Genomic DNA, 22,754 nt, shown 5'->3' with positions numbered 1-22,754 from the left:
GAGTTGACGGGTGGTTCCTATTTCCCGGCGGCGAACGCGGCGGATCTTCCTGAGGCGATTGTGGATGCTTCGACGATTCATTATTCGTTGAGCGAGCGTGAGTTGGCTGGTTCGTCGGAGCCGTCGGGTAACGCTGGGGATCCGATATCGACCGCGTACGGCAACTTTCATGATTCGTGGACGGATCTTCCTGCGACGGCGGGGTTGTTCGGGTTGGATGTGGTGCGTTCGTATAACTCTCGTGATACTCGTTCGAGTGTGTTGTCGGTTGGTTGGCGTGGTTCGTTCTCGGAGCGTGTCGAGGAGTCGGGTGACGATGTTCGTCTTGAGCTTGGAGACGGCCGAGATGTGTGGTTTCGTGATAGCGGGTCTGGTGGTTGGAACCCGGGGCTCGCGTTTGATGGGACGTTGTCACAGGAACTTGATTCGTCGTACCGGGTAACGATGGCGAACGGTGATGTGTGGGATTTCGATACGTCGGGTCGTTTGGAGTCGAAATCTTCGTGGGATGGACAGTCAGTATCGATCGCGCGTAACGGTGCCGGGAACCCGTCGACGGTGACGTCGTCGCAAGGCCCGACTCTGACGTTTACATACAACGGTTCGAACCTTTTGACGGGTGTTTCGTCGTCGGACGGTAGGACCATCACGTATGGGTATACGTCTGGCCAGTTGACATCGTTTGTTGATACCGCAGCGAAAACGACGTTGTTCACGAACGACGCGGCTCAGCGGGTGTTGACGATCACGGACCCGAGCGGCGTCGTGATCGTGGCGAACACGTACACCGGGCTTGGTCGTGTCGCTTCACAGTCCACTCCTGATGTGAAGTTCAACTTCACCTACGATTTTGCGAATCGTGAAACAACGGTTGAGACGACAACTCATAGTCCACAATCTCCGGTGTTGTCAGAATCGATTGTGTATGAACATGACACATTTGGTCGGTTGATCAAGATGACTGATCCGAACAATCAGAGTGTCGTTCGGACGTACAACTCGAATGGTTGGGTGAACTCGTTTGTTGATCGTTCAACCGCTGAGGTGTTGTCGGATCGTAATCACCTCGGGTTACCGACGACAGTTTCCGATCCGAAATCTGGTGAGTCCGAGTTGACCTATGACGGCGCGTTCCGGTTGGAATCGATTGAGTCTCCGGTTTCTGGTACCACATCGTTCACGTACTCGGGATCGAATCGGATTCCCTCGACGATCACCGATGAGTTGTCGAAGGTGACGAGCCAAACGGTGTCTGGCGGGTTGATCACGTCTCAAACTGACGCTGACGGTGTAACCACCGCGTTCACGTACACGTCGTTGCGCCAGGTTGAATCCGTGAGCGTTGATGGCAACACCACCACCTTCGAGTATTTCCCGGCGGGCTGGTTGAAAAAGGTCACCACAGCGCAAGGGCGGGCGACGTCGTACACCTATGACGGCGCGGGGCGGGTTCTCACGATCACCGCCGCGGACTCGGGTGTGACGACGACGACCTATGACAACGCTGGTCGTGTGTTGAGCGTGACTGACTCGACAGCAGCGGTGACCACGAACACGTATTCGAGTGGCCGCCTCGTGTCGACAGCGAAACCGGGCAAGCCTGCCACGAGTTACACCTACGACGCGTTAGGTCGTCTCGCGAAGGTCACCGACCCGACCGGTGAAGAGGTCGAGGTTTCCTACGGTGTGTTGGGACGGATCGAGTCGCGAACCGATACGGCCGGCCGGGTGACGTCTTATGGGTATGACACTTCGGGGCGTGTCACGCGAGTGACCGCGCCCGGCGGCGGCGAGACCGACACGACCTATAACGCGAACGGCCAGGTCGTCACGGTTGCCGACCCGGTTGATCGACAAACAACGTTCAGTTATCTCGCGAACGGTTTGGTTGATGAGGTCACTGCGCCTGATGGTGGGGTGACGTCGTTTGGGTACGACGCTTTGGGTCGCCAGGTTTCGGTCACGGACCCGACCGGGCGTACATCGACACAAACGTTTACCGACGCCGGTCGGGTCGCGTCGAAAACCGATCCTGGCGGGGTTGTCACAACCTACGGGTATGACAACAGCGGACGGCCGGTGAGTGCAACAACACCGGCGGGTACCACCGTGGTTGGATACAACGACGACGGTTTGGCGGTCTCGGTAACGAACCCGGAGGGTGAAACCTGGACCCAGTCCTACAACGCGGCAGGGCTTGGATGGGTGTCCACCGACCCGGCCGGTGTGACCACGACCCAGTTGTGGTCGACTCGCGGTGAGTTGTTGAGCCGCCAAGTCTCGGGCCGCGGCGCTGAAACGTTCCAGTACAACCCTGATGGCACCCTCGACGTTGTTTCTGACGGGCTCGGTAACGAAACCAGCTACACCTATGACGACGCGGGCCGTTTGATCACTCGCACAACCCCAGCGGGTGTCGAGTTGTGGGGCTACACCAACGGTGAACTCACCACCTACGTTCCCCCAGTGTTGGGCGGCACTGCTCACCCGACCACCTATCGCTACGACACTGCAGGTCGCCTCGACAAGATCGTCGATGGATCCGCACGCTCACAAACACACACGTTCAACGCTGCCGGTGATGTGACCTCCACCGCGTTTTCCGATGGCGTCAACGTTGTGACACACACCCTTGGCTATGACAGCGCCGGGCGTCACAGCACCACAGTGACCCCGTGGGGTACCGAACCCAGCACCTATGACCTCGCGGGACGCGTCACCAGTACCGGCACCACCGACGGTCGCGTCGCACGGTACCTATATGACACCGGAGGTCGTGTCGCACAGTTGACAACTCCTGACGGTCTTGAAATCAACTACAGCTACGACACTGCGGGGCGGGTGTCGAAACTAACACCGAACGCGACGATGACCGATTGGTTCAACGCCGACAACGGCGCCGGCGCGGATCCGAACAAATGGACACGCCAACACGTGTCGGGCGGTTCCAGCGCGGTGCAGTACAACCGTCTTCGGATGGCGACAACAAACACGACGGGATCCTCGACCGCGGTCACGTCGATCGCAGCCCAGGCAGCGAACTCTGAAACAACGATCTCGTATCAAGTCGAGTCAACCTCGCCAGCGAACGCTTCAACGTTTGCTATCTACGCACGCCAAAACGCCACAGGAACAGACTCCTATCGTCTCGAAGTGCCCTCGGATGCGACGACCGCGTCGCTGATCAAACGAGTTGGCGGCACCGACACGACCCTTTCCACGTTCACGCTGCCCCCAGCCGGGTCCGAGATACGGATGCAGTTGAAGACCAACGGCAACCAGATTTCTGCCCGGGCATGGTTGAACGGCGCACCAACCCCAGGAACATGGGATGTTGCTGTCACCGACTCCTCAGTCACCGCGGCAGGCGCAACGCAACTGAAATGGACACGTAACGCAGGCACGAACGCGGTCACGATCGATGGATACCGTCAACTCAACACCGGTACAGCACTCACCCCGTTTGTGACCTACACCTACGACAACGCAAGCCGCGTGATCGCCGAAACACTCCCCGGTGGATCCTCACGCGGGTACACCTACGACGACGCCCAACTCATCCAAACCACCCAAACCGCGCCCGGAGCGAACCGCACAACGAACCTCGGATATGACACTGCCGGAGCGGTCAACACGATCGCTGTCGTCGGCGGCGAGTCCGCCACGTTCGGATACGACAACGCTGGACAACTCACCTCCACAACACCAGGAAGCGGCCCCGCCCAATCATGGACCTATGACACCGCCGGACGCCGTACCAGCCAAACCATCGGCTCCGCGACCACGAGCTACACCTACAACACCCAATCCCAACTCACCACGATCGACCACCCATCCGGACCAGACACCACCATCACCTACGACAACGCAGGTCGTCGACTCAACGAAACCACCGGAACCGACACCGTCGACTACACCTACAACCCGCTCGGCCAGACAGCAACAATCACCCGTGCCAACAACGGAACCACGATCACGAAAGAAGACCGCGCATACAACAGCGACGGGCTTCTCCACCGGGTCACCACCACCGGACCATCAGACTCGTTCCTGCGTTACGTCAAATACGACTGGGACATCAACCAGCCAATCCCACAAATCGTTTCACTACTCGACGGGTCCTCCAACAACGCGCTCGTTCACGGACCCGCTGGCCTTGTCGCATCGACCAAAGGCAACACGCCAACCGTGTTCGCGACCGACGCGCTCGGATCCATCATCAACAGCACCGGACAAAGTTTCGCCAACGCAACCAGCTACGACCCGTGGGGCAACCCCACCGGTGCCGCCACAACCGCCGCACCAAAACTCGGATACCGCAGCGAACTCAACACACAAACCGGTCTCTACCTACGCGCACGAGACTACAACCCAACAACCGGCACCTTCACCACCACCGACCCCCTCGACGACATACCAGGAACACCCACCTCCGGAAACCCATACCACTACGTCAACAACAACCCCATCAACTGGCAAGACCCACTCGGCCTCGCACCAGGCATCGGCCTACCAGGAGATCTAGATTTTACGCTAAATAAAGGTTCTTGGGATCCAGTCGAGATGATTGGGAACGATTGTTCCCGGTTCAACACTGCCCTTGAAATGGCATGCTTTGCCGTCACCTATTGGGGAACCACCCGAGGGTTCTCCTGCGGCGAGCTAGACATTGATCACGTAATCACATGTACTAGCGCGCAGAGCTATGTGCGCCGAAAGGACCTTCACTCAGCGTTTCAAAGAATCAAACAATATGTTGGTGTAGTCGAGACGGCCGTTACGGCCGCCCTCTCCGGCGGGCTGGGTGCCGGAGCGAACTTCGCAATCAACGGCATCGAGTTCATATCGAGTCTTGAATCCGTCGCCAAAGGTGACATGACAGATGTCGACGTGGTAGGCGTAGGCTTCAGCAAACTCGTACAAATCATCAGCAAAGGCCGCGTCCACACCACACCACAAATCATCACCCCAAGAGGAACAGGGGCTGTGGATGATGCCTTTGGTGCGGGCGATGCCATGGCGTCTCGGTACCTCAGGGCGATGTCGGATTCTCCGGTCGATATCCCGAAGGGTTGGACGCCCCGTGTGGCCGACAACGGCAAGGGGGTGGTGTTCCAGCGGCCTGGAGCTACTGGCAACGCCGACATGATTCGAGTGATGGATCCAACGTCGCAGTACCCGAACGGCTACATCCGGATCTACAACAGCCATGGCCAGCCCGTTGACCTCGCTGGCAAACCTGGTCCGCCGTCGGCGACGCACATCCCGCGATGAACTCGGATCCGGTGCTCGTGGAACACCCAGATCGCTGGGTGGTCTCGGTGAAGGGTGCGGCGGTGAGCAGGTGTTCGTTCGACTGGGCGGTCACATGGGTCATCGCTACCGAGAACGGGGATGTCGAGATCCGGGCTGAGCAGCCGTTCCTGTTTGGCGACCGGAATCCTGTTCACCTGGTGCCAGAGGGTGACCCTGTTCAGCTGGCACCGGTCCTGTCCACCGTGCGTGACTCGGTTGTTCGCATCGAAGCGTTTGCCAGCGGCCGACTCGAACTCGAGTTCGGAGCGGGAGCGATCGCGACGGTGGAGCCGTCCGAGGAGTTCGAGGCGTGGACGCTCGCCGGTCCGGGGGGCCTGAAGCTGGTCTCGACTCCGGGTGGTGGTGTGACGGCGTGGAGTTCAGCGCCGTCCTGACCCGTTCGTCTACTGGCTGCCGCTGGTGATGGTGCGGAGGCGGGTGCGGGTGAGGAGGGCGTCGAGGTGGTCGAGGAGGGCTTGTTGGTCGGCTTCGGGTAGTTCGGCGATGGGGGCGAGGCGTCCGGTGAGGGCGTGTTCGGGGGCGTGGAGGGGGCGGCGGTCGATGTCGTCGAAGACGAGGTGGTCGAGGCTGGTGTTGAGGGCTTGGGCGATGCGGGCGAGGGCGTCGAGGCTGGGGGTGATGCGCCCGTTTTCGGGTTCTTCGGATCTGAGCGGGGCGTGACCTCCGTTCAGATTGGGAGTGGCGGTTCATGCCATGCGGTGCGGTCGGCCGGGTTGTAGCGGAGGTGCCGGTATCGCTCGTGAGCAGATTGACGGCTGATCCCGAGCGCGTCAGCGATCTCGGACCACGTCGCACCCCAAAACCGGGCGCGGGCAATAGACACTTCGAGCTCATCTTGGGCGCCGCGCACGGCATCGACCTGACGGCGGGCCTTGACCAGGGCGTCGGTCTTGTGGCGCTCGGGGCGTTCCACACACGTCAGGATATCCTGACAGCGTCGCTCGGTCCCCGTTGGGGATCTCGTCATCAGGGATGAAACTGGCTGGCGGGAGGCTTGGGCGCTGACCCCGTCTGTCTTTGGCGCCTTGCGTTGAGCCTGTCTGACAGCGTGGTGGCTGCTGGCATTGGTAAGGAATCATCGAGTGTTGCTTCGAGCACGAGTCTCAGAATCTTGTTTCATCCTCGTTCAGCGCGCCCAAGCCTCCCGACTCGTCAACGACACGTTGGTGTCAGGAGGTAACGGTAATGGAAGTGATCCACGATCGAGTCGCTGGGCTCGATGTTCACAAACGCAGCGTGACCGCGTGTGTAAGGGTGCCGTCTGGTTCGGGCTCGAGGCGTCGTTCTGAACGCGAGTCGTTCGGGACCACGATCAACCAGTTGGTCGAGTTGCGGTCGTGGCTGGTCGCCCGCCAGGTCGGCTACGTCGCGATGGAAGCAACTGGCGTGTTCTGGATGCCGGTGTGGGACCTGCTCGCACCCGCCATCGCGAAGATGGATCTGGTGAACGCCCGGTACGTCAAAATGCTGCCCGGGCGAAAGACTGACATGTCCGACGCCGCGTGGCTTGCACACCTGGCCGAGGCCGGTCTGCTGCGCGGGAGTTTCGTGCCCCCACAACCCCAACGTGATCTTCGGGACCTGACCCGGTATCGGGCTCGGGCTGTGCAACAGCGCACTCAGCAGTCCCAGCGGACCGAACGGCTGTTGGAGACCGCCGGGATCAAGTTGGCGTCGGTGGTGTCCAAGACCTTCGGGGTGTCAGGACGAGCGATGCTCGACGCGCTCGTGGCCGGCGACACGAACCCTGTCCGCTTGGCGGACCTCGCGAAGGGCACACTGCGGTCCAAACGCACCGAACTCGCCGCGGCGTTGGAGAACCGTTTCACCGACCACCACCGCCAGATGCTCGGGACCTGCTTGGAGGCCTACGACTTCCACAACGGAGTCATCGAGTCGTTGAGCCGCCAGATCGCTGACGCCACGATCGCTGTCGGTGACCGGATCGAGCTGACGCGAACGATCCCTGGTGTCGATCTGCGTACCGCGGAGGTGTTCGCCGCTGAGATCGGCTTCGACATGAGCATCTTCCCCACAGCAGACCACCTCGCGGCGTGGTGCGGCGTCGCTCCCGGCAACAACGAGTCCGCCGGCAAGCAACGGCGGGCAGCGTCATCGAAGACGAACCCGTGGCTCGCCAACGCGCTCCGCCAAGCCGGCTGGGCGGCATCGCGGACCTCCAACACGTTCTTGTCGACCCGCTACCGGCGCCTCGTTCCCCGTCTCGGACCCCAAAAGGCCGTGACCGCTGTCGCTCACTCGATCATCGTCGGCTACTGGCACATGCACACCACCAACGAGCCGTGGATCGATCTCGGCACCGACTGGTACGACAAGCGACGAGACCCCAACACCGAGGCACGGCGGCTCACTCGCAAACTCGAAGCGCTCGGCCACACCGTCACCCTCGCCTAACCGCCCCGACCCCCAACCACGACACCAACGATCTTCGGGCCTACGGCCCGAGGCTCCGCCGCGCTCGAAAAGAAGACCAGTTTCGTCTCAGCCACGCGCAGGCTCGCGCCGAGATCTTCAAGTGGATCAACACGTACAACAACACACGGATCCACACCTCGCTCGGCGCCGGAATGCCGCCCGTTTGTTGAGCGTCGCGTTGGGTGGGAACGCCAGTACGATGCGCAACAAGCAGCGTAACCAACCGTCCGGAACAGCGGGGGACCCTCAGTCATTTACGTCTTCGAGATGCGCGGCGATGTCGCCGGTGGTGAGCCCTTTGACGTACAACGAGATCACCATCTGATCGAGCCCCGACAAGCGACGCTGACCAACCGGCTGGCGTTGCGGTCGCGGGGGACGCGCAGGCCCACGTCGCCGATTTCAGTGCACACCGTTTTCGGGTAATAACCGTCGCGTGAGTTGCCCGAGCCTCTACCCTCGACTGCATGGGACTCGTAGCCGAGATGGCAGGTGATCTCGGACTCCAGTGCTGCCTGCAATACCCGTTGCACCAGCCCAGCCACCAGATCGCCTTCACCGGTGAGCGCGATGCCGGTCGGTTTCGCGTCCTCAACGAGCCGCTCAGCAGCCGCAGACACCAACACATCACGCGACACCAGCTCCACCGGTCCCGACGCCTCGCCACCGGTCACAACGTTCGATGTCGATGCCATAGGAAAGACTCTTCGCGGCCCGCGACCACACGCCGCGAACCTTCAGGCCCACTCCCGGTTACACACCCCCTGCGACAGTCCCTCACCTATCTCGCGAACGGTCTGGTTGATGAGGTCAATGCGCCTGATGGTGGGGTGATGTCGTTTGACTACGACGCGTTGGCGGTTTCGGTAACGAACCCGGAGGGTGAAACCTGGACCCAGTCCTGCAACGCGGCAGGGCTCGGGTGGGTGTCCACCGACCCGGCCTACGTTCCCCCAATGTTGGGTGGCACTCCTCACCCGACCGCTGATCGATATGACACCGCAGGACGCCGTAGCAGCCAAACCATCGGCTCCGCGACCACCAACTACACCTACAACCCGCTCGGCCAAACAGCAACCATCACCCGCGCCAACAACGGAACCACGATCACCAAAGAAAACCGGGCATACAACAGCGGCGGGCTTCTCCACCGAGTCACGACCACCGGACCATCAGACTCGTTCCTGCGTTACGTCAAATACGACTGGGATATCAACCAGCCGATCCCACAAATCGTTTCACTACTCGACGGGTCCTCCAACAACGCGCTCGTTCATGGACCCGCCGGCATTGTCGCATCGGCTAAAGGCAACACGCCAACCGTGTTCGCGACCGACGCGCTCGGATCCATCATCAACAGCACCGGACAAAGCTTCGCCAACGCAACCAGCTACGACCCGTGGGGTAACCCCACCGGTGCCACCACAGCCGCCGCACCAAAACTCGGATACCGCAGCGAACTCAACACACAAACCGGTCTCTACCTACGCGCACGAGACTACAACCCAACAACGGGCACCTTCACCACCACCGACCCCCTCGACGACATACCAGCAACACCCACCTCCGGAAACCCATACCACTACGTCAACAACAACCCCATCAACTGGCAAGACCCACTCGGCCTCGCACCAGGCATCGGCCTACCAGGAGACCTAGATTTTACGCTAGCTAAAGGTTCTTGGGATCCAGTCGAGATGATTGGGAACGATTGTTCCCGGTTCAACACTGCCCTTGAAATGGCATGCTTTGCCGTCACCTATTGGGGAACCACCCGAGGGTTCTCCTGCGGCGAGCTAGACATTGATCACGTAATCACATGTACTAGCGCGCAGAGCTATGTGCGCCGAAAGGACCTTCACTCAGCGTTTCAAAGAATCAAACAATATGTTGGTGTGGTCGAGACTGCAGTTACAGCTGCCCTCTCCGGCGGGCTGGGCGCCGGAGCGAACCTCGCAATCAACGGCGCCGAGTTCATATCGAGTCTTGAATCCGTCGCCAAAGGAGATATGACAGATGTCGACGTGGTAGGCATCGGCTTCAGCAAACTCGTACAAATCATCAGCAGAGGCCGCGTACACGCCACACCACAAATCATCGCCCCGAAGGCGACAGACAACCTCGCTGGACTGGCGGATGACTACATTGACATCACTGCCAAGGGCAGCCGGGTCCGAAATGTTCAGACCAGCGTCAGTCGATCAAACTTTGAGCACAACCTGATCGAAGCGAGCTACCGGCCCACCGTGCTGCGCGCCGAGAAGAACATCGTTTCGTACGAGCGCAACGGAGCCCGCTACGTCGTGAGGGACGGAGCGGCATCGACAGGCGGCCCGACAGCCGACTTCTACCCCGCTGGATCTTCCTCCTTCACTCTCAAGATTCGGCTCGGCGGATGACCAGCGTCCGCGTCCACTCAGCAGAGCCCTGGAGACAGCTCCGAAGCCAGGCTGAGGCAGTCTTCAACCTGAACAGCCGATTGCCGCACGTCGTGTCCACGCTCCTGACGTCGCGCTCACCGTTCTTCGATGGCGATGTCATCTTCCTCGATGATGCTTGGGATCTGGTGTCGTCGCTCGCAATCGTCCATGGCGACACCGATGTGAGTGTAATGGTGGCGGAATCAGATACGGCGAGCTTCATCCTCAGCACGACCGGTGAATACGGCGGCTTCACCTGCTCATCAAGTGGTACCGCCGACTGCTATCGGACCGGCTTGTTCGGCGAGTCGCCGCGCGGGCCAGCCGGACTGATCGGGTACGTAGCTGACACCGTCGCCATCTTTGGAACCTCGGGTCGCTGGGGTATCTGGGTGGAGCGCAACATTGCAGGCCTTGTCGTGAGCACAACGCCTTCCGCTCTCGCTTCATGGGAACTTGAGAACGGACCTTTCCTCAACGCGGATGAGGCGCTTGACGGCTTTCTTGGGGTGAACCTCGGCGGCAGTGCACCTGACTCGGAATTTGCGGACACGTTGCGACGCAACTACGGAGTCTTCCGAGACGACTGAGAGGTAGGGGACTGCCGCGGGGTGGGGTGACATCTGAGCTGGCTTGCCTGTGGGGCAGGCCTGGAAGGATGTTCTCATGCCCAAGCCTTATCCGCAGGAGTTCCGCGACGATGTTGTGAGGGTCGCTCGGAGTCGTCCCGATGGTGTGACCCTGGAGCAGGTCGCCGCCGATTTCGGGATCCATCCGATGACGTTGTCGAAGTGGCTTCGCCGGGCCGCTGTCGATGACGGCGATCACGCTGGCGTCACCACGACCGAGTCCGTCGAGAACCGCGAGCTGCGCAAGCGTGTGCGGCTGTTGGAGATGGAAAACGAGGTGCTACGCCGGGCCGCGGCGTATTTCGGCCTGGCGAACCTCCCAAAAGGCTGATGTACCCGCTCGTGTCCGAGCTTGCCGCAGACGGGGTTCTCGTGGTGGTGTCGTGTCGGGTACTTGGCCTTGCTCGCCAGCCTTACTATCGGTGGCTCGACCGGCCGTTCAGCGACGATCAACTCGACGAGGCTTGGCTCGCTAACGCGATCTTCGACGCGCATCGTGACGATCCCGAGTTCGGCTACCGGTTCCTCGCCGATGAGGTCCGCCGCATCGACGACCACGCGGAGGTGTCGGACCGGGTCGTGTGGCGGATTTGCCGAGACCGCCGCTGGTGGTCGAGGTTCGGTAAACCCAAACGTCCCAAGGCCTCCAAGCCCGCCACGGCGGCCCATGACGACCTGGTACGCCGGGACTTCACCGCTGACGAGCCGAACGAGTTGTGGCTCACCGACATCGAGCGCCACGAGGCGTTCTTGAACCGGGTGGTGATGAAAGGACACCACCGCCGGCCTGTCGCAGCGGGCCGGGTGAAGCTGAGGGCAGTCTGATCCGGGAGACGCCGGGGAGAATGGAAGCGGCCCTGACAACGCCGGGACGTGCCAGCACTGTCAGATGGTGCGGGTCCGGCAAGCGAGACGGAAAGGTGTACGTGAGGAACCAGCGTCTGAACGCCTCTCAAGCGAAAACCACCAGCTCGAACCTGACGGATCTGGGCTGGGTTGCAACGCGCACCTCGACGGCGGTCATGACCGTTGCCGGGGGAACTTTTAGGTCGGGTGATGTCGCCGACCGGGAGGCCACGGTGAATGCCTGCGGCGTAGCCGTGGCGAAGTTGCAGGGGCATAGTTGGGCGCCGACCCCGTCAAACGGTTCAAGAGTGAACGTGGGAACCATCCCGTCGGTCCCTCCCCGCCAGCCATCCAGGTTGGCGGCCGGGAAGGCCCGTCGTCGGCTGATGCTGGCGGGATGGGGCGGAGGACCCGTAGTAGTCCGAGCACAGGAAAGCTGTGTACATGGCGAAGGGGTCCAGCGTGTTCGCAGCATCACTGCTGAACGAGGAGACCGCTGGTGAATATCGGCGATCCGTGGCCCGGCCTCGACGAGGCCGAGCAACGGGTACTCAAGATGCAAACGAAGCTGCACCAATGGGCGAAGGCTGATCCTGGCCGTCGCTTCGATGACCTGTTCAACCTCGTGGTTGACCCGGCGTTCCTCGTTGTGGCGTGGAGTCGGGTGCGGGGCAACAAGGGTGCACGAACCGCCGGAGTCGATGGAGTGACACCTCGCTCGATCGTGTTCGGTGCTGGGGTCCTGCTCGGTGGGCTGCGAGATGATCTCAAGGCCGGCCGGTTCACGCCTCAGCGGGTGCGGCAGAAGATGATCCCCAAGGCGGGCGGCAAGGCCCGTTCGCTGGGCATCCCGACTGCCACAGACCGGATCGTGCAGGCCTCGTTGAAGCTGGTGCTCGAACCAATCTTCGAGGCGGACTTCAAACCATGTTCCTATGGTTTCCGCCCGAAGCGCCGAGCTCAGGACGCTATCGCTGAGATCCACTACCTCGGATCGCCCCCTCGGAACTACGAGTGGGTGTTCGAGGCGGACATCAAGGCGTGCTTCGACGAGATCGACCACACCGCCCTCATGGGTCGTGTGCGAGAGCGGATCGGAGACAAGCATGTCCTGCGGTTGGTGAAGGCGTTCCTGAAGGCCGGTGTCCTCTCCGAGGATGGCAGCAGTCGGGAAACGATCACTGGCACACCACAGGGCGGGATCCTCTCACCGCTGCTGGCCAACATCGCACTGTCCGTCCTGGACGAGTACTTCACCACGAAGTGGGAAGCGCTCGGCCCGTCATGGACACGCGCCAAGCGTCGCCGCGCCGGCGAACCAACCATGCGCATCGTCCGCTACGCAGACGATTTCGTGGTCATGGTCCACGGCACCCGCGACGACGCTGAAGCGCTGTGGGATGAGGTCGGCTCGGTGCTCGCTCCGATGGGCCTGCGCCTGTCGGAGGAGAAGACGAGGGTCTGCCACATCGACGAGGGGTTCGACTTCTTGGGTTGGCGCATCCAGCGCCGGAACTGGAGAGGCCGAACCGGCAAGAAGGCGATCTACACCTACCCGTCGAAGAAGTCGTTGGCTTCGATCATCGGGAAGATCCGATTGCTGACCCGCCGAGCAAAGCATCGAACGCTCGCAGACCTGTTGCGCCGGTTGAACCCGGTGCTGCGGGGCTGGTGCAACTACTTCCGCCACGGCGTGTCGTCACGGACTTTCAACTACGTCGATCATTTCGCCTTCTGGCGGATCGTCGGTTGGCTCCGGAAACGACACGTCGGGCTGAACATGCACACCCTGGTCCGCCGCTACCTCCCTGGCTGGAGGATCCACGACGGCGGCATCGAGATGTTCCGCCCCCAAACGGTCGCCATCGAGCGCTACCGCTACCGGGGCGCCAAGATCCCGACCCCATGGACGAGCGTGACAACAGGACCACCCGCCACAGCGGCCTGAACACGTGGAGAGCCGGATGCGATGGAAGTCGCACGTCCGGTTCGGAGGGCGGGCCGGAGAAACCCACCGATCGAAAGACGACAGGGCGCTCCGGTCCGACCCCTACACCGAGCATCGGACGCGTGAAGGCAAGCTGTACCTCTGCGCGATCAAACGGTCGGCTCGCGCCTGCGCGCCCGTCGCGGTGTACGCGTCGGGGCCGCCGTTGCGGGCGATCTCGCGGCCGATCGTGGCCCGGTGTCGGCCGAGGCGGCGACCGATGGTGGTGTGGTTGTCGCCGTGTGTGATCCCGACGCGGATCTCCTCGCGTTCGGGCGCGGTCAACGCTTGAGCTGGCATGCTGGGGATCCTCCACTGGTCCGGGATGTGAGAGCAGCGCGCATTTTGCCCGTTCACGCTCTGACCAGTGGAGACCTCACCCTCAACCTGACGGTGTTGCCATCACCACTTGAACTCGCCTCTGTTGCGCGAATTGGACACAGCGGCGGGTTGTGCACGTGACCACCCGCAGCAGGATGACCCCCGTTTACACACCATGCCGAGTCTTTCTGTAGGGTGACAGACTGGAGGGCGTGGAACGCATGAATGGCCCCGTGTCGATCGTCGAGGTGTCGCCCCGCGACGGCCTGCAATCCGACCCGGCGATGCTCAGCACCGACCAGAAGGTGGCGCTCATCACCCGCGCCGTGCGCGCCGGGGTGCGACGGATCGAGACCGTGAGCTTCGTCAACCCCAAGCGGGTCCCGCAGATGGCCGACGCGGATGAGGTGATGGCCGCGCTCCACGCCGACACCGAGACACGTTCGCTCGGCGCGTCGTACATCGGCTTGGTGCTGAATCGTCGCGGCCTCGACCGCGCACTTGAGACCGGGGTGGACGAGGCCAACGCCGTGGTGATGGCGAGTGACACCTTCGCCCAGCGAAATCAGGGCCAGGACACCGCTGGGTTGATTGCGGCGGCCAATGAGATCTGCGTGGAGGCCGCCGCGCACGACCTGCCGACATCGGTCACCATCGGTGCCAGTTTCGGCTGTCCGTTCGAAGGCGAGTTGCCGCTCGATCGTCTCGCCGACGTCATCGAGCGGGTCGCCGAAGCGCTGCCGGCGGAGATCGCCCTGGCCGATTCCATCGGCGTGGCCGCGCCGACCGATGTGACCGAGCGATTCGCCCTCGCCCGGGAGATCATCGCCGATCGTCCGATCGCCCTGCGCGCCCACTTCCACAACACCCGAAACACCGGCCTCGCCAACGCCGCAGCGGCCGCCGCTGCGGGAGTGCGCACCTTCGACAGTTCGCTCGGCGGCATCGGCGGATGCCCGTTCGCGCCCGCCGCGACCGGAAACATTCCGACTGAGGACCTGCTCTACATGCTGCACCGCATGGGCCTCGACAGCGGCATCGACCTCGACGCTCTGACGGCGAATGTCGACTGGCTCGAAGGGGTGCTCGGACATTCGGTGCCGGGGTACCTGTCGAAAGCGGGCAACTTCCCGGCCCTCTCGTACTGACGCCACCACCAACGCCGCTCCTCTGAACAGAGTCTTCACACGCAGCGCAACGATCCGCGCTGAGCCGTGTGCAAAACTCTGCGCCGTGACTTCCCCGATCATCGTCGGCGGTGGCGTTGTGAAACGCTACGGCGACAACCTTGTGCTGAATCGAACCGATTTCTCGGTCGAGCCGGGGGTGACCGGGCTGCTCGGTGCCAACGGTGCAGGCAAGACCACCCTGATCGGCATGGTGCTGGGGTTGCATCGCCCAGATGCCGGCGAACTGCGGGTGTTCGGGCTCGACCCAGCCCAGCACGGCTTCGAGGTGCGCGGCCGGATCGGCTACGCCCCCGAGCATCACAACCTGCCCGACGACCTTCCTGCGAACGACTTTGTGCAACACATCGCCGAGGTCCACGGGCTGCCCACGGAAGCGGCGCTCGGCCGGGCATCGGACGCACTGTGGTTCGTCGGCCTCGGCGAGGAGCGGTTTCGCCCGCTCGGCACGCTGTCGACCGGCCAGCGGCAGCGCGTGAAGCTCGCGATGGCGATCGCTCATGACCCCGACCTCGTGGTGCTCGACGAGCCGACCGACGGCCTCGACCCGACCCAGCGCGAGGCAATGCTGTCGCTCATTCGCCGCCTCGCCGTCGAGTTCAACATGAGCGTGTTGTTGAGTTCGCATCTGCTCGACGAGGTCGAGCGCACGTGTGATCGCGTCGTGATCCTCAACGGCGGCCGGGTCACGGCATCGGGGGAACTCTCGGCGCTGAAAGGCGAGGGATCCGGCGTAAGCGTCGAGTTGCTCGAGGGCGCGGAATCGTTCGCCCGGCGCATGAGCGCTCGGGGATTCGAGGTGAGCTGCGACGGGCCACTCGTGGTCACCCGCTCGGGGTCCTCGGGTGCGAGCCAGCACGATCTGCAGCGGATCATCCGCGACGACCTCGCCGAGGCCGGTGCGCCAATCCTGCGGCTGTCGGATCGCATCGTCACCCTCGAGGAGATCTTCTTGGAGGTCGGCACATGACCTCCACGACTCCGCCTACCGCCGCCAGCGCCGCCAGCGCCGCCAGCGCCGCGGGTGGCGCCACCGCCGCCCGCACCCAAATTCTCGACCGCGGATATCGCCACTACGACGGCCCGCGCACCGGAACCTCGGGCGCGATGCGCAGCGTCGTCAAGTACACGGCGCAGCGTGCGCTCGGCATCCACCGCAAGTTCCGCTACAAGATCGTGCCGATCCTTGTGATCGCCATCAGCTTCGTCCCCCACATCGTGTGGGTCGGAATCATTGTGTTGACCAACCGACTCGACGAGCAATCCGACGGTGTGATGCCCGCTGGCGTCGGTCGAATGGTGGCGAACGAGCTCGTCAAGGACTATCCGGGTTCCTACGGGTCGATCGTGTTGGCCATCGCCCTGTTTGCCGCCTTCGTCGCTCCCGAGGTCCTGTGCACCGACCGCAGCTCGGGGATGTTGGGGCTGTATCTCGCCTCGCCGTTGAATCGGACGCGTTATCTGGCCGCCAAGGCGATGGCGATCGGCATGTTGTTGTCGATCATCACCGTCGGCCCGGCGCTGGTCATGTTGACCGGCTACACCTCGCAGGGATACGGACCCGACGGCTTTGGTGATTGGATCGTCACCCTGGCCCGGGTGCTCGGAGTCGGCGTGGCCATCGCCGCGTTCCACACCCTCATCGCCGCCGCCATCAGTTCGATCACGACCCGTCGTGCGGCGGCATCGGCGACGTTCATCGTCCTGGTGCTGGGCGCGGGGGTTTTGGCGACGCTGTCGCTGGTGGAGTTGCGCGCGCCGATGTGGGTCGGCGCCTTCGACCTGGTGCAGTTGCCGAGCGAGTTCGCCTACCGCGTGTTCGGCCGACCCGGTCCGCTGTCGTATTGGCCCCGCCCGCCGCTCGACACCTGGGTCGTCTACGCCGGATTCTTCGGGTGGATGGCGGTGTCGTTGCTCGTGATCTGGGACCGGTACCGGCGCGCCGAGGTCACGAAATGACCGCGCCGATCATCGCCTTTCGCGACGTGTCCAAGTCGTTCAAGGGACTCGTCGCGGTGTCGGAGGTGAGCTTCGACATCGGACCCGGTGTGACCGCGCTGCTCGGACCCAATGGCGCCGGCAAGTCGACGGTGTTGCGAATGCTCGTCGGGCTGACCGCGCCCGATCGGGGGACCGTGTCGGTGTTCGGCCACGACCCGCGCTCCAACACCGCCGTGTTGCGCTACGTCGGCCTCGTCCCGCAACAAGAGGGGGTGTTTCCCCGCACACGGGCCATCGACTTCGTTCGCCTCGCGGCGGTGCTCAACAGCGTCGACGACCCCGACGCCGCGGCGCGCATGGCCCTTGAAGCCGTCGAACTCGACCCCGACGACACCCGATTCGTCGACCAGTACTCCAAGGGCATGCGCCAGCGGGTCAAGCTCGCCCAGGCGATCGTGCACGGCCCGTCGGTGATCGTGGCCGACGAGCCGCTCAACGGCCTCGACCCTCGCCAGCGCCAACGGCTGATCCGGATCTTTCAACGGCTCGGCGCCGAGGGACGGTGCGTCATCGTGAGCAGCCACGTCCTCGACGAGGTGGAGCGGTTCGGGTCGCAGGTGCTGGTGCTCGCCCAGGGGCGCCTCGCCGCGGTCGGCGACTTCCGGGCGATCCGCGACCTGATGGACGATCGGCCGCACCTCATCCGGTTGCGCAGCGACAATCCCCGTGCGCTCACCTCGGCGCTGTTGGCCCGCGGCATCGTTCGCGGCGTGCAGTTCACCGACGCCGACACCGCCGAGGTCGCCGTCGACGACGTCGCGTTGTTTCGGCGATCGATCGCCCCCGCAGCGCGGCACCTCGACTGTTCACTCACCGAGGTGGCGCCGCTCGACGACGACCTCGAAAGCGTGTTTCGGTACCTCGTCGCCGGCCCCGGAGGGCGATGATGTCGGCGACCTCGACGAACGTCGCGCTCTATCGAACCCTGCTGTCGGCGACGACGAGCCGGGCGCGGGTGTACGGCTTCGTCGGTGTCGCCGTGGTGCAACTGATCGTGTCGTGGATGGTGCGGGGGAGCGGCGATCGCGTGCAGGGGGCGCTCACGATGATCGACGCGTTCGGTCTGACCCTGACCATTCCGCTCGCGGCACTCGTGTTCGGCACGGCATCCCTCGGTGACCCGATCGAGGACGGGACCTATGTGTATCTGTGGTTGCGTCCGCTGCGCCGGGCCGCGATCAGCGCGGCCGCCTTCGCCTCAACCCTCACCCTCGTCGTGCCACTTGCGGTGCTGCCGACGGTGCTGAGCGCGCTGGTCATCGCGGAGGGGCCGCGCCTGGTGCTGGCGGCCGCCGTCGCGTCGATGGCCGCGGCGGTTGCCTACAGCGCGGTGTTCGTCCTGATCGGCCAACTCACCCGGCGTTCGCTCGTGTGGGGGATCGCGTATCTGTTGATCTTCGAGCAGTTCATCGCCCGCGGCGGCCGCGGCGTCGGGTTCCTGTCCCTGCACAGCTACGCGGTCGCGTTGGTCCAGTCGATCTCGCACCAGGAGATGCGACTCGCGTACTTCGGTGGGGTGACCGCGGCGGTCGTACTTGCAACGGTCACGGTCGCCATGTTGGCGATCTCGATGCGTCGCCAGCGCTCGATGACCGTGGCCTGAGTCGACATGCGCCGACGTGTGCCGACTTGGCGCTGCGACGCTCAGCGGAAGTGAAACACCGGCGCGTCGTTGTGGTCGTCGAGTTCCGCGAGCAGCCCGCGGCGGCGCAACTCCGGCAAGACGCCCTCGCCGACCCACCAGGCCTCTTCGAGGTGCGGGTAGCCCGACAAGATGAACTCCTCGAAGCCCAGCTCGGCGTACTCGGCGATGCGATCCGCAACCTCGCAGTAGCTGCCGACGAACGCCGTGCCGGCACCACCGCGAACCAGGCCCACCCCGGACCAGACGTTCGGGTAGATCTCGAGGCTTCGCGGGTCCGAGAGATCGGCCCCGTCGAGGGCCGCTCCGCTGAGTTCGGCCATGCGTCGCTGCCCCTCCGACATCGTCGATTCGAAATCGGCCCGCGCCGCGGCGATCGCCTCGGGGCTCATCGCAGCCTGGAGTCGCGCGGCTTCGGCCCACGCCTCCTCCGAGGTCGGTCGGGCGATGGTGTGGAACCGGATTCCGAGTCTCAACTCACGGCCGGCTTCCGCCGCCAACTTGCGCATGCGCTCGACGCGCTCGGCCACCATCGCCGGCGGTTCGCCCCAGGCGAGGTACACATCGGCACCCCGCGCGGCGACCAGCTCGGCGGCTTCAGACGCTCCTCCGAAATAGATCTCCGGTGGATTCGGCGACGGCACGGCACGGGTGGTGGCACCGGCGACGGCGTAGTGCTCGCCGGAGTAGTCGAACTCCTCGCCGGACCAGGCGCCGCGTACGACGTCAATGAATTCGCCGGTGCGGGCGTATCGGGCATCTTTGTCGGCGTAGTCGCCGAAGCGGTGCAGTTCACGCGGTTCGGCGCCGGTTACCAGGTTCAACAGGATGCGTCCGCCCGAGAGCCGGTGGTAGGTCGACGCCATCTGCGCCGCGAGGGTGGGCGACATCAGACCCGGTCTCATGGCCACCAGGAACTTGAGGCGCGACGTCTGCGGTACGAGCATCGCCGTGGTGATCCACGAGTCCTCGCACCCGGTGCCACAAGGCGTGAGTACGGCGTCGAATCCGAGTTGGTCACACGCTCGGGCGATCTGTCCCAGGTAGTCCAACGACGGCGGTCTCACCGGTGCGCCGTCGTCGCTGGGGGTGACGTCGCGCGAGTCGCCTCCCGTGGGCAGGAACCAGTGGATCTTGAGCATGGCGGCTCCTCATCAACGCAAAAATCTGACGTTACCCGACGCACAAGGTCAGGATTGAACCGGGCGGCCGGAGAATCAGCGTCGCCGCAAACGATCGAGGCGCCACAGCACCGCGCCCGCAGCACCCGCAGACCCGAGCACGGCTACGACGATCCACCCCGGGGACACGCCGCTGTCGGACGTCATTGGCGCTGCACCAGCCCGTTCGTCGTCGGGGGCTCGTGAGGTCGAGGCCTTCGCTGCGGCCGAGGTCGGGGCGGTCTCGGTCGTCGTCGTGGTCGGGGCTGCCGAGGTGGACGGTGCCGGCGCTGCGGTGGTGTCGACGGTGGGCAACGTCGACACCGGTTCGCCGAACAGCGTCGTAGTGGGCGCCAAGGCGCCAGCGCGGGTGATGAAGAAGTCAGTGCCTGCGTAGTGGGTGTAGCCCTGTGACGCGTTCAAGGTTGTCACTCCGGCTGGAACATCGTCGGGAATGACGAACGAGGTCCGGAACTGGAATTGATCGTTCGCTGAAGCCGTCGCCACCGACGTCGGCCTCGAAACCCCGGTGTAGTTCCACATGGTGATGTCGATGTTCTCGACCGCGCGCGCTGGCTCCTGCCCCTCCGGCAGCGGGACGACATCGTCGCAACTCGTCGCCCAGGCCTCGCCGAAGACCGTGATGCGGTCGCCGGGCGCTCCGTAGGCCGGAACGACGTCGATCGAAGGGGGCACGCACGACGCTTCGGCCGCCGCCGACCCGGCCACGAACCCGCAACACACGAGTGCGAAAACGGCGGTGATGCGTCCGGTGATGCCCATGGCGCTCAATCTAGGTCGGCGCCCCGACTCGAACCCGGAGGAACGCGTCTCGAAACCGGACCAACGATCACACGCAAATCGACCGCATGGCGATAGATTCAGAACGACGCATCAATTCGGTGCGCCGTCAGGCTCGAACGGTTGAGGCTGGGGGGATGGCGGTGACCTTGCAAGCCGATGATCGCCCGAGTGCCCCGGCACCAAGGAGTGTGAGCATGTATAGGACGAGACGAACGGCAGTTTCGGCCGGACGCGGATTGTCGGCGATTGCGCTGGCATTGGCGCTGGTTGCATCAGGCTGTGGCGATTCGGAGGAGGTGGCCGACCCCGATGCCACCACGACGACCGCGGCCTCGGGGGAGATGCCCGGCGGCGACGCCGACTGCAGTCCGGTTGAGTGGGACGATGTCGCGGACGGCGGCGAATTCGTCGACTACGCACAGCTGGTGAGCGCTGGAGACAACACCAGCTTCGATCCGGCGGCGGTTCAGACCCTCGATGAGTCCCAAATCACGAACAGTCTCTTCGACGGACTGACCGACTTCGACTACTCGAATGGCTGTGAGCCCGAACTCAAGGGCCTCGCAGCAGAGTCGTGGGAGGTGAACGACGACTCGACTGAATTCGTGTTCACGATCAAAGAAGGCCTCGAGTTCTCGAACGGCGAGCCGGTGCTGCCCCACAATTTCAAACAGGCGTGGGAGCGTCTCGGCTCCAAGGAACTCGGAGCCGCGTACTCGTATCTGATCTCGTTCATCAAAGATGGGGCGAAGCTGAACGAGGGTGAACTCGACACGCTCGATTCGATCGTGGCCGATGACGAGGCCATGACCCTCACGGTCACGCTCGAGGCGCCGCTGTCGGATTTCCCGGCGATCGTCTCGTTCGCTCCGCTGTCGCCGATCACCGACGAAGACCTCGCGAGAGTCGGCAACACCACCGGTTGGGGCAAAAACGGGGTGTACATCGGCAATGGCCCCTTCGTGCTCGACTCGGCCGAGGCCTCCGATCAGGGCGAAGTCGTCATGACCCCGAACGAATCGTGGGCCGGCGACGTGACCGGGTACAAAGACGTTGTGCTCGACAAGGTGACGTTCAAAATCATCAGCGACGTCGAGTCGGCGTTCCAGGCGTTCGACTCCGGTGAGGGCGACGCCTCGACGATCCCGTCGGGCAAGTACAAGTCAGCGATGGCGAAGTACCCGAACACGGTCGGTGAGACCATGCTCGGCACCTACTACTTCGACATCGGCCACGAGGACCCGGTGCTCGGCGGCGAAAAGAACCTGAAGCTTCGCCAGGCGCTGTCGCTCGCGGTCGATCGCTCCGAAATCAACGACAAGGCCTACGAAGGCGTTCGTCAGATCTCGACCGGCGTGACCCCTCCCGGCATCCCCGGTTTCGAGATGGGTCTCGGCGAGTTCGCAACGACCGATGTCGATCGGGCGAAGGAGCTGTACCAGGAGTGGCAGGACGAGGGCAACGAACTGTCGGGTGATATCACGATCTCGTTCAACGCCGGAGGTTCCCACCAGACCGTCGTCGAGGTCATGCAGGCGAACATCAAAGACGTGCTCGGCATCGACGTGAAGCTGAACCCGATCGACGAGGACTATTTCAAGGTCATCGCCGAAGAGGGTGGCTGCCAGATCTGTCGGGCCGGCTGGTATGCGGACTACCCGACCTATGGCAACTTCATGGTCGACCTGTTCAGCCGTGCTTCGATCGGCCTCAACAACTTCGGCCGCTTCAGCGACGATGAGTTCGAAGAACTGATCGCCGACGCGTTGAAGGAATCCGACGAGGACAAGCGCGGCGAACTGTACCGTTCGGCCGAAAAGCGCCTGCTCAACGACACCGCGTATGTGATCGCACTCAACTGGTACACCGGGGATCAGGTGTTCCGAGACACGGTCGGCAACTACAAGCCGAACCCGCTCGGCGCCGTTCCGTGGGAACGCGTGGGCTTCAAGAAGTAGGCCCGATGAGATAGCCCCGGGGCGGAGGAGAGAACCTTCGCCTCCGC

At 63.4% G+C, this 22,754-nt stretch carries 19 protein-coding genes; 14 read left to right on the top strand and 5 right to left on the bottom strand.

Annotated elements, in window-relative coordinates; genetic code table 11:
* The first annotated feature begins 1,335 nt into the window (after positions 1 to 1,335).
* Positions 1,336 to 5,274: a hypothetical protein gene (locus tag M9952_11775; protein ID MCO5313599.1), complete on the top strand. Its 3,939-nt coding sequence runs from the start codon at positions 1,336 to 1,338 to the stop codon at positions 5,272 to 5,274.
* Complete coding sequence (locus tag M9952_11770; protein ID MCO5313598.1) at positions 5,271 to 5,690, top strand: DUF6188 family protein; 420 nt, start codon at positions 5,271 to 5,273, stop codon at positions 5,688 to 5,690. The genes M9952_11775 and M9952_11770 overlap by 4 nt, the downstream gene beginning before the upstream one ends.
* A gap of 293 nt (positions 5,691 to 5,983) precedes the next feature.
* Here M9952_11770 and M9952_11765 read toward each other — a convergent pair whose 3' ends face one another.
* Entirely contained in the window at positions 5,984 to 6,229 is a 246-nt protein-coding gene (locus tag M9952_11765) for a hypothetical protein (protein ID MCO5313597.1), read from the bottom strand.
* A 272-nt stretch (positions 6,230 to 6,501) separates the two neighbouring features.
* Between M9952_11765 and M9952_11760 the strand changes: the two genes are divergently transcribed.
* On the top strand, positions 6,502 to 7,731 hold the full coding sequence (locus M9952_11760) for an IS110 family transposase (GenBank protein MCO5313596.1): 1,230 nt from the start codon (positions 6,502 to 6,504) through the stop codon (positions 7,729 to 7,731).
* 335 nt (positions 7,732 to 8,066) lie between these two features.
* On the opposite strand, the gene M9952_11755 is transcribed toward M9952_11760, so the two are convergent.
* Positions 8,067 to 8,447 (bottom strand): transposase, encoded by a 381-nt coding sequence (locus M9952_11755; GenBank protein MCO5313595.1) that lies wholly within the window; start codon positions 8,445 to 8,447, stop codon positions 8,067 to 8,069.
* Positions 8,448 to 8,585: 138 nt separating this feature from the next.
* On the opposite strand from M9952_11755, the gene M9952_11750 reads away from it, so the two are divergent.
* The 5 genes from M9952_11750 to ltrA all read left to right on the top strand — a co-directional run bounded on the left by M9952_11750 (position 8,586) and on the right by ltrA (position 13,595).
* The gene (locus tag M9952_11750) at positions 8,586 to 10,151 is read left to right on the top strand and encodes a hypothetical protein (GenBank protein ID MCO5313594.1); all 1,566 of its coding nucleotides are present in this window, start codon (positions 8,586 to 8,588) and stop codon (positions 10,149 to 10,151) included.
* The gene (locus tag M9952_11745) at positions 10,148 to 10,762 is read left to right on the top strand and encodes a hypothetical protein (protein MCO5313593.1); all 615 of its coding nucleotides are present in this window, start codon (positions 10,148 to 10,150) and stop codon (positions 10,760 to 10,762) included. Before M9952_11750 ends, M9952_11745 begins: the two co-directional genes overlap by 4 nt.
* Before the next feature lie 76 nt (positions 10,763 to 10,838).
* Positions 10,839 to 11,132, top strand: a complete 294-nt coding sequence (locus M9952_11740; GenBank protein ID MCO5313592.1) for a transposase — start codon at positions 10,839 to 10,841, stop codon at positions 11,130 to 11,132.
* Positions 11,132 to 11,626, top strand: a complete 495-nt coding sequence (locus M9952_11735) for a hypothetical protein (GenBank protein ID MCO5313591.1) — start codon at positions 11,132 to 11,134, stop codon at positions 11,624 to 11,626. Before M9952_11740 ends, M9952_11735 begins: the two co-directional genes overlap by 1 nt.
* Before the next feature lie 520 nt (positions 11,627 to 12,146).
* Positions 12,147 to 13,595 carry a group II intron reverse transcriptase/maturase gene (gene ltrA / locus M9952_11730; protein ID MCO5313590.1) on the top strand — a complete coding sequence of 483 codons (1,449 nt, stop codon included), beginning with the start codon at positions 12,147 to 12,149 and terminating at the stop codon, positions 13,593 to 13,595.
* 102 nt (positions 13,596 to 13,697) lie between these two features.
* Here the strand turns inward: ltrA and M9952_11725 are convergent, their stop codons facing one another.
* On the bottom strand, positions 13,698 to 13,934 hold the full coding sequence (locus M9952_11725; protein ID MCO5313589.1) for a helix-turn-helix domain-containing protein: 237 nt from the start codon (positions 13,932 to 13,934) through the stop codon (positions 13,698 to 13,700).
* Positions 13,935 to 14,176: 242 nt separating this feature from the next.
* On the opposite strand from M9952_11725, the gene M9952_11720 reads away from it, so the two are divergent.
* From M9952_11720 to M9952_11700, 5 genes are all read left to right on the top strand, one after another.
* Positions 14,177 to 15,103 (top strand): hydroxymethylglutaryl-CoA lyase, encoded by a 927-nt coding sequence (locus tag M9952_11720; GenBank protein MCO5313588.1) that lies wholly within the window; start codon positions 14,177 to 14,179, stop codon positions 15,101 to 15,103.
* 85 nt (positions 15,104 to 15,188) lie between these two features.
* Positions 15,189 to 16,112: an ABC transporter ATP-binding protein gene (locus M9952_11715; protein ID MCO5313587.1), complete on the top strand. Its 924-nt coding sequence runs from the start codon at positions 15,189 to 15,191 to the stop codon at positions 16,110 to 16,112.
* Positions 16,109 to 17,101 (top strand): ABC transporter permease, encoded by a 993-nt coding sequence (locus M9952_11710; protein MCO5313586.1) that lies wholly within the window; start codon positions 16,109 to 16,111, stop codon positions 17,099 to 17,101. Before M9952_11715 ends, M9952_11710 begins: the two co-directional genes overlap by 4 nt.
* A complete protein-coding gene (locus tag M9952_11705; GenBank protein MCO5313585.1) occupies positions 17,098 to 18,030 on the top strand; it encodes an ABC transporter ATP-binding protein in 933 nt (310 codons plus the stop codon). The genes M9952_11710 and M9952_11705 overlap by 4 nt, the downstream gene beginning before the upstream one ends.
* The gene (locus M9952_11700) at positions 18,030 to 18,746 is read left to right on the top strand and encodes a hypothetical protein (protein ID MCO5313584.1); all 717 of its coding nucleotides are present in this window, start codon (positions 18,030 to 18,032) and stop codon (positions 18,744 to 18,746) included. Before M9952_11705 ends, M9952_11700 begins: the two co-directional genes overlap by 1 nt.
* Positions 18,747 to 18,787: 41 nt before the next feature.
* On the opposite strand, the gene M9952_11695 is transcribed toward M9952_11700, so the two are convergent.
* Together M9952_11695 and M9952_11690 are read right to left on the bottom strand one after the other, a co-directional pair.
* The gene (locus M9952_11695) at positions 18,788 to 19,927 is read right to left on the bottom strand and encodes an LLM class flavin-dependent oxidoreductase (GenBank protein MCO5313583.1); all 1,140 of its coding nucleotides are present in this window, start codon (positions 19,925 to 19,927) and stop codon (positions 18,788 to 18,790) included.
* Positions 19,928 to 20,002: 75 nt separating this feature from the next.
* Positions 20,003 to 20,728, bottom strand: a complete 726-nt coding sequence (locus tag M9952_11690) for a hypothetical protein (protein MCO5313582.1) — start codon at positions 20,726 to 20,728, stop codon at positions 20,003 to 20,005.
* Positions 20,729 to 20,943: 215 nt separating this feature from the next.
* Here M9952_11690 and M9952_11685 point away from each other — a divergent pair, with 215 nt between their 5' ends.
* Positions 20,944 to 22,707 carry a peptide ABC transporter substrate-binding protein gene (locus M9952_11685; GenBank protein ID MCO5313581.1) on the top strand — a complete coding sequence of 588 codons (1,764 nt, stop codon included), beginning with the start codon at positions 20,944 to 20,946 and terminating at the stop codon, positions 22,705 to 22,707.
* The last annotated feature ends 47 nt before the right edge of the window (positions 22,708 to 22,754 follow it).

This window comes from Microthrixaceae bacterium (assembly GCA_023957975.1).
Taxonomy (GTDB): Bacteria; Actinomycetota; Acidimicrobiia; order Acidimicrobiales; family Microtrichaceae; genus JAMLGM01.
The sequence above is the reverse complement of the archived record's forward strand: the minus strand, read 5'-3'. Positions and strand labels throughout refer to the sequence as shown.

Coding starts and splice junctions, on each gene's coding strand:
- M9952_11770 (MCO5313598.1), top strand. CDS start 5,271: ATGAACTCGGATCCGGTGCTCGTGGAACACCCAGATCGCTGGGTGGTC.
- M9952_11760 (MCO5313596.1), top strand. CDS start 6,502: ATGGAAGTGATCCACGATCGAGTCGCTGGGCTCGATGTTCACAAACGC.
- M9952_11755 (MCO5313595.1), bottom strand. CDS start 8,447: ATGGCATCGACATCGAACGTTGTGACCGGTGGCGAGGCGTCGGGACCG.
- M9952_11750 (MCO5313594.1), top strand. CDS start 8,586: ATGTCGTTTGACTACGACGCGTTGGCGGTTTCGGTAACGAACCCGGAG.
- M9952_11745 (MCO5313593.1), top strand. CDS start 10,148: ATGACCAGCGTCCGCGTCCACTCAGCAGAGCCCTGGAGACAGCTCCGA.
- M9952_11740 (MCO5313592.1), top strand. CDS start 10,839: ATGCCCAAGCCTTATCCGCAGGAGTTCCGCGACGATGTTGTGAGGGTC.
- M9952_11735 (MCO5313591.1), top strand. CDS start 11,132: ATGTACCCGCTCGTGTCCGAGCTTGCCGCAGACGGGGTTCTCGTGGTG.
- M9952_11725 (MCO5313589.1), bottom strand. CDS start 13,934: ATGCCAGCTCAAGCGTTGACCGCGCCCGAACGCGAGGAGATCCGCGTC.
- M9952_11720 (MCO5313588.1), top strand. CDS start 14,177: ATGAATGGCCCCGTGTCGATCGTCGAGGTGTCGCCCCGCGACGGCCTG.
- M9952_11710 (MCO5313586.1), top strand. CDS start 16,109: ATGACCTCCACGACTCCGCCTACCGCCGCCAGCGCCGCCAGCGCCGCC.
- M9952_11705 (MCO5313585.1), top strand. CDS start 17,098: ATGACCGCGCCGATCATCGCCTTTCGCGACGTGTCCAAGTCGTTCAAG.
- M9952_11700 (MCO5313584.1), top strand. CDS start 18,030: ATGTCGGCGACCTCGACGAACGTCGCGCTCTATCGAACCCTGCTGTCG.
- M9952_11695 (MCO5313583.1), bottom strand. CDS start 19,927: ATGCTCAAGATCCACTGGTTCCTGCCCACGGGAGGCGACTCGCGCGAC.
- M9952_11690 (MCO5313582.1), bottom strand. CDS start 20,728: ATGGGCATCACCGGACGCATCACCGCCGTTTTCGCACTCGTGTGTTGC.
- M9952_11685 (MCO5313581.1), top strand. CDS start 20,944: ATGTATAGGACGAGACGAACGGCAGTTTCGGCCGGACGCGGATTGTCG.